7 protein-coding genes are annotated in these 6,151 nt (G+C 67.6%); 5 read left to right on the forward strand and 2 right to left on the reverse strand.

The window, feature by feature from the left end; translation table 11 throughout:
- Positions 1-271 precede the first annotated feature (271 nt).
- The gene (locus tag ACWIVK_RS10605) at positions 272-967 is read right to left on the reverse strand and encodes a PRC-barrel domain-containing protein (RefSeq protein WP_448576659.1); all 696 of its coding nucleotides are present in this window, start codon (positions 965-967) and stop codon (positions 272-274) included.
- A gap of 141 nt (positions 968-1,108) precedes the next feature.
- On the opposite strand from ACWIVK_RS10605, the gene ACWIVK_RS10610 reads away from it, so the two are divergent.
- The 5 genes from ACWIVK_RS10610 (at position 1,109) to ACWIVK_RS10630 (ending at position 5,087) form a co-directional block, all read left to right on the forward strand.
- Entirely contained in the window at positions 1,109-1,561 is a 453-nt protein-coding gene (locus ACWIVK_RS10610; RefSeq protein ID WP_448576660.1) for a Fur family transcriptional regulator, read from the forward strand.
- Between the two features lie 172 nt (positions 1,562-1,733).
- Positions 1,734-2,732 carry a metal ABC transporter substrate-binding protein gene (locus ACWIVK_RS10615; RefSeq protein ID WP_448576661.1) on the forward strand — a complete coding sequence of 333 codons (999 nt, stop codon included), beginning with the start codon at positions 1,734-1,736 and terminating at the stop codon, positions 2,730-2,732.
- Positions 2,732-3,556: a metal ABC transporter ATP-binding protein gene (locus tag ACWIVK_RS10620; protein ID WP_448576665.1), complete on the forward strand. Its 825-nt coding sequence runs from the start codon at positions 2,732-2,734 to the stop codon at positions 3,554-3,556. The genes ACWIVK_RS10615 and ACWIVK_RS10620 overlap by 1 nt, the downstream gene beginning before the upstream one ends.
- Entirely contained in the window at positions 3,540-4,397 is an 858-nt protein-coding gene (locus ACWIVK_RS10625) for a metal ABC transporter permease (protein WP_448576662.1), read from the forward strand. Before ACWIVK_RS10620 ends, ACWIVK_RS10625 begins: the two co-directional genes overlap by 17 nt.
- A 285-nt stretch (positions 4,398-4,682) precedes the next feature.
- Complete coding sequence (locus ACWIVK_RS10630) at positions 4,683-5,087, forward strand: SaoD/DsrE family protein (RefSeq protein WP_448576663.1); 405 nt, start codon at positions 4,683-4,685, stop codon at positions 5,085-5,087.
- A 78-nt stretch (positions 5,088-5,165) separates the two neighbouring features.
- Here ACWIVK_RS10630 and ACWIVK_RS10635 read toward each other — a convergent pair whose 3' ends face one another.
- Complete coding sequence (locus ACWIVK_RS10635; protein ID WP_448576664.1) at positions 5,166-5,561, reverse strand: DUF6069 family protein; 396 nt, start codon at positions 5,559-5,561, stop codon at positions 5,166-5,168.
- Positions 5,562-6,151 lie beyond the last annotated feature (590 nt).

Below are 6,151 nucleotides of genomic sequence, written 5' to 3' on the forward strand. Positions count from 1 at the left end.
ACGAGGTCATCGGGTTCCACATCGAGGCGTTCCGTCAGCGTGCGGTGCGAGAAGCGCCCGAGCTGGCGGCTCTGCTGGCGCATGCTCCCCGCGATGGTGATTCCGCCGCTCTCGGCACAGCGGAGACGCTGGCCGATCTCCTCGGAAGGTCGGCGAACGCTGCGTGATCGGGAACTGGTCGAGCGAGTCGATCCGGTCGGACTGGAGGTGCGCTCGCCAGCCGGGTCGTCTCGGGCGGGATGGTTCTGCCTTTGCTGGACCCCAGGGGTCCTCAGCGGCGGCCGCGTCGGGCGGTCGCGGCGTCGACGGTGAGGTGGACAGCTTCGGCGGTGACCGAGCCGATCCACTCGGCTGGAATGTGGAGCGGTTCGCCGCCGAAGAGACCGGGATCGACAGCCAGGCTCACGATCTCCCCGTCCTCGTTCAGGTGGACATGCTCGACCTTGCCCAGGCGCGTGCCGTCGCTGGCGATGACAGCTGTCCCGCGATCGATGCGCGCGGCGTCCGGGGGAAGGTTCGTCGCGACCTCGACTGGGGCTGGGGTCGGGGCCGTGGAACTGGGAAGCGTGCCGCCACTGGGATCGTAAGGGGCGATACGCGGTTCCGGGATGACCGGCTCGCGGGCTGGCGCGCCCCAGAGGAGTGGAACCGGGCCGAGCCCACCGCCACTGGGCCAGACGTACGGCAACGTGGCTGCTTCCTCGTCCGTCAAACGGACGAACTCTTCCTCGACGAAGAGCGGGAGTTCGCGTGCCTGCTCGGCATCGAGGGCGAGCCAAACGGTCCCGTCGGGGGCGACCGTGTCGATCAAGGCGCGGTCGATGAGGCGGTCTTCGGTGAGGAGCAGGCCACGGTGGACGATGACGGCGCGGACCTCGCGGGTGTCGGGGTCGAGGACCAGTTGGTCGACCGTTCCGATGCGCTTCCCGTCGCGGCTCATGACTGGACGGCCGAGTTCGATATGCATCGTTACCTCCTCGGAGCGATCGGGCAATCTCACCTCCTCAGCTTAGCGAGTGCCGTGCCGCCTGGGAAGGGGGTAGGGTGACGATGAGGGAGCACGCGTGCGCGCGATCGGCGACACTGCGGGCCGGTATACTGGAGGACGGTGAGGGCGATCATGCGCACGGCGGAAACGATCTTGGAGACGATGCACCAGCGCGGTTGGCGGATCACCGGGCCGCGGCGCGCGATCGTCGAGTACGTCCTGGCGCAGCAGGGTCCTTTCTCCGCGGAGGAGATCTTCCGCGCGCTGCGTCGTCGCCAGCCGACGATCGGCCGGGCGACCGTATTCCGGACGCTCGATCTCTTGGCCGACTTGGGTGTCGTCGAACGGATCCATCATCCCTCCGGCGTGCATCGCTACGTGGTCGGCGGCGATGGGCATCGGCATCATGTCGTCTGCGTCCGCTGCGGGGCAGTGGCCGAGTTCGCCGGTTGTAACCTGGAGGCTGTCCTGACCCAGATCGCCGATCAGACCCGCTTCCGGATCCTCGGTCATTGGCTGGAGTTGAGCGGGCTCTGCCAGCTCTGCCAGCGCGAAGCCGCGGTTTCCTCCTGAGCGAACCGTGTTCTCGACGTGACGCGTCGGTAGGATTCCGGTACAGCGCGACGACTCCTCCGTTGTACCAGCAGCTGCGTCTCAGCAACTATTGAGACTTGGTATCATCGAGAACGCCTGGCGCCGCTGGCGCGGGCGAACGAGACGGCCGAGCATGACGGAGGAGGGTGCGATGCGCCAACGGTGGAAAGTTTTCGGGCTGCTCGTGCTCTTGGGGCTGCTCGCGGCGGCCTGCGGACGAGGTGCGACACCGAGCGAGCAGCCTACACCGACGCCGACTGCCCAAGCCGCTGCGACGCCGAGCGGGCAGCGGCTCACGGTGGTGGTGAGCCTGCCGATCTTCGCCACGATGGTCGCGGCGGTTGGCGGGGATTTGGTCGAGGTCAGCGCGGTCCTGCCGCCGGGGACGGATCCTCACACGTACCAGCCGGCGCCGCGCGATGTGGCCAAGCTGGCTGAGGCGGCGGTGGTGGTCTACAACGGTGGCGACCTGGATCTGTGGATGGAGCGCCAGCTGGAGGCGGTGGGCAGCCGGGCGCGCGTCGTCGTCCTGTCGGAGGGGCTGGAGCCGCCGCCGGGTGCGGAGGCGGAGCACGAACACGAGCATGAGCACGAGGGCACGCCGGAGGCGGGGAAAGATGCGCACGACCACGAGCACGGAGTGAACCCGCATTTCTGGCTGGATCCGGACTTCGGAATCGTCTACGTCGAGCGGATCGCTGCGGCGCTCGCTGAGGTCGATCCGGCGCATGCCGAGACCTACCGGACGAATGCCGAGCGGTACATCCGGGAAATCCGCGCGTTCGACGAGTGGGCGCAGGGTCAGATCGCCACGATCCCCCCCGAACGGCGGAAGCTGGTCACGTTCCACGATGCGTTCCCCTATTTTGCGGCACACTATGGGCTAGAGTTAGTGGGTGTCGTCATCCTGAGCCCGGGGCGAGAGCCCTCGCCGCAAGAGGTGGCGCAGTTGGTGGAGCGGATCCGCGCAGAGCAAGTACCAGCCATCTTCGTCGAGCCGCAGTTCAATCCGAAACTGGCGCAGACGATCGCCCAGGAGGCGGGTGTGCGGGTGCTCGAGCTCTACAGCGATGCGGCACCGGCCGGTCTGGATTATCTGGGGATGATGCGGCAGAACGTGACCAATGTGGTCGAAGGGTTGCGTGGGTGATGCGGAGCGGAGCGGTCGCGCTGGAGCAACCGGCACGTGCAGCGACGGTTCCGGTGATCGCCGTCGAAGGGCTCACGACGGGCTACGGGCGCGGCGAGCCGATCCTGCGCGGGGTGAGTTTCGCGGTCGAGCGCGGCTCGCTGGTCGGCGTGCTGGGACCGAACGGGAGCGGGAAGTCGACGTTGTTCCGTGCGTTGCTCGGCCTCTTGCCGCCTTGGCAGGGACGCGTGCTCGTGGAAGGGAGACCAGCGCGACCCAATCCGGATATCGCCTACATTCCGCAGCGGGAGACGATCGACTGGGACTTCCCGGTCACCGTCCTGGACGTGACGCTGATGGGACGCTACCCGCGGCTGGGGCTGTTCCGGCGTCCCGGGAAGACTGACCGCGAGCGGGCGCTCTGGGCGCTCGAGCAGGTGGGGATGCTCGAGTTCCGTGACCGGCTGATCGCCGAGCTTTCCGGTGGGCAACGGCAGCGCGTCTTCCTGGCGCGGGCCCTGGCGCAGGAGCCGGAGATCTTTCTCCTCGACGAGCCGGTGAGCGGGGTGGACGCGCCGACCCAGCACTTCGTGTTCGAGCTTCTGGAGCAGCTTTGTCGGCAGGGGAAGACGGCGCTCGTGGCGACCCACGATCTGTCCTGCGTGGCGCAACGGTTCGATCGCGTGCTGCTTCTCAACCATGAGGTGATCGCCTATGGGCCGCCACAGGAGGTCTTCACCGAGACACTGCTCAACCGCACGTTCCAGTCGCATCTCCTGCTGCTGCGCTACGGTGACCGGGTGATCGTGGTGGAGAGCGAGGACGGGGATGAACGGGTTTGTTGACTTCCTCCTCGAGCCACTGCGCTACGGCTTCCTGCTGCGTGCGCTCGTCGCGGCCGTGCTGGTCGGGTCGTTGTGCGCGCTGGTCGGCAGCTATGTCGTCCTCAAGGGGCTGGCGTTCATCGGCGATGCGCTGGCGCACGTCGCGTTCACCGGCATCGTGGTGGCCTTCCTGGCTGGCTTCAGCTTCTACCTGGGGGCGCTGGCTGCCGCGGTGACAGCCGGTCTGGGGATCGGCTGGGTGACCCGGCGCATCGGCTTGAGTACCGATACGGCGATCGGGATCGTGTTCAGCGGGTTCTTCGCGCTCGGCGTCGTCCTGATGGCGATCGGTATCCGGACCTACACAGTCGATCTGTTCAGCTACGTCTTCGGCGATATCCTGGCGGTGCGCTCCCGCGATCTTTGGGCCATCGGTCTAGCGGGGGCGGTCGTGCTGGCGACGATGCTGCTGCTCTACAAGGAGCTTCTCTTCGCTCACTTCGATCCTGTCGTGGCCGAAGCGGCCGGTTTGCCGGTCGGGGCGTTGCAGCTCCTGCTCCTCTTGCTCCTCTCGGTGACGGTCGTGGTCTCGGTGCAAGCGGTCGGTGTGGTCCTGGTGCTGGCGATGCTGGTCACGCCGGCAGCGACGGCTGCGCTGGTCGCGCGTCGGATGCCCAGCATGATGGTATTGGCGGTCGTCTTCGGCGCCGCGGCAGCGTCGGTCGGCTTCTATCTGAGCTACTACCTGAGTGTTCCCTCCGGTGGGGCGATCGTGCTGGTCGCCACTGTCCTCTTCCTGGCGGTCGCCGGCGTCGTGCGCGGGCGTGGGGCATGGCGGCGCCTCATGGCGGCGCGCAGTTGAGCGTCCTCGTCGAGGCCGAAGGCACCGCGAGGACGACCAGGGAGTCGCTCCCGTTTCCCGATCTCGGTGAGCGAGTCGACGGGCACAGCGGGAACTTGCCCGCTGTGCGGAAGGGGTTGTCGATCTATATGAGACTGTGTATCAATACCTCCGACGCAGCAGCGAGCGTCCGGCGGAACGTGGCTGGAGCGCATCGGTGAGCGCGCTCGGGAGCGGAGAAAGGGGGTACGGGTCGAACCGATGGCGTGCCACTGGTGCGGTCTTCGATTGGACAAGGGGGAGAGAATGCGAGTCGCCTACGTGTTCGCGACGCCACGTGCGGCGAGCTACAAGCTGGGGCAGATGATCCTGCCGCAGCTGGAGGCGGGGACGCACGGTGTCGAAGTAGTCGGGATGTTCTTCTTCGACGATAACGCCTTCGTCCTGCGTACCGGCGATCCGATCGGCGAGCGGTTGGCGCGGGTCGCCCAGGAAAAAGGGATCCTCCTCATGATGTGCGACATGTGTGCCCTGGAGCGGCACCTAGCCGAAGGGCAGCCGCGCTGGTGCGATCCGGGGACAGGACGTGGGCGGACCGAACCAGCGGAGATCCGTCCGGTCGGGACGGTCGCCGGCGTGCAGGTCGGCTGCTTCCCCGATCTCTACGCGGCGCTGGCGCAGAATCCGCCCGATCAGGTGATCACGCTCTAGCGTCCACCCCGCTCGACGATCAGGGGAGTTTCTTCCTCTGCCGTGCCCGGTCGGAATAGTCCCGATCGGGCACGCGCGTCAGAGCCGGGCGCGCCGGCGCTCGAACTGGTAGAGGCCAGCCAGGATGGCCAGTGTCGCCACCACGTGCATCAGAATGAGCAGGAAGCGGGTGCCCGGCCGATCGGTGGCGGCGAACGGTGGGACGAGCAGGACCGCGAAGACGAGCAGCGCGAGGATGACGAAGATCAGGAACGGGCGGCGACTCCAGCGTCGCAGGAGGCCGTAGAAGCCGGTTCCGATGAGGAGCGGTGCAACAGTCAGGATCACGACCTGTGGCAAGCCGATTTCGCTCTCCGGTTGGCCAGGTGGTTGGACGCGCAGCGACACCCCGACCGCGCGGGCGATGCCCCACAGGACCGCATTGACGAGTGCTGCCAGTACTGCTGCGACGAGTCCATACCGCAGGAGTAGCATCATATCCCTCCTTTTTCCGGTTTCCGAAGCAGCAACATCGAAACGGCATTCGCTGGGAAGATACGCACGTGAACGAGAAAAAGATTATCATGTCCAGCCGATCTGGCAAGCCTGGGCAGGTGGGAGCGTGGCTTTCGTGAGGATGCGTGATGATCGGCGTTTGTCAGCCGGCGCTGCGCGCAGCACCCCACGCCGGCGAGCGAGCCGATCGGGCTCGCGCATCGCCGAGCCGCGCGGCCAGGCGACCGACCAGCACGGCAGGTGTCCGGGGCTGCCGCCGCGTGAGCCGAACGCCCCGCCACCCTTCCCGCCAGCCTGTCCGGGTGCGCTCGGCCGCCCGCGCCCTACACCCGTCCCCTGGGAGAGCGGGCAACCCAGCCGCGCTCGCTCTGGCTGAGGCCAGCGCTGCCTGCTCTGCCAGCCCACGCGGGCCGAGCGCGGCGGACGACGCACCGCGTCGCCCCTCCGAGGGGAACGCGCGCCAGCCTGATCAGCGGGCTGCTGTCCGGCGTCGTGCAGTGCCGAGGGGCGTGCACCGGCGAGGCGGATGAGCTGCGGCGCGGAGCGGTCCGGTGCAGCCTGACCGGCTG

Source organism: Thermomicrobium sp. (genome assembly GCF_053493975.1).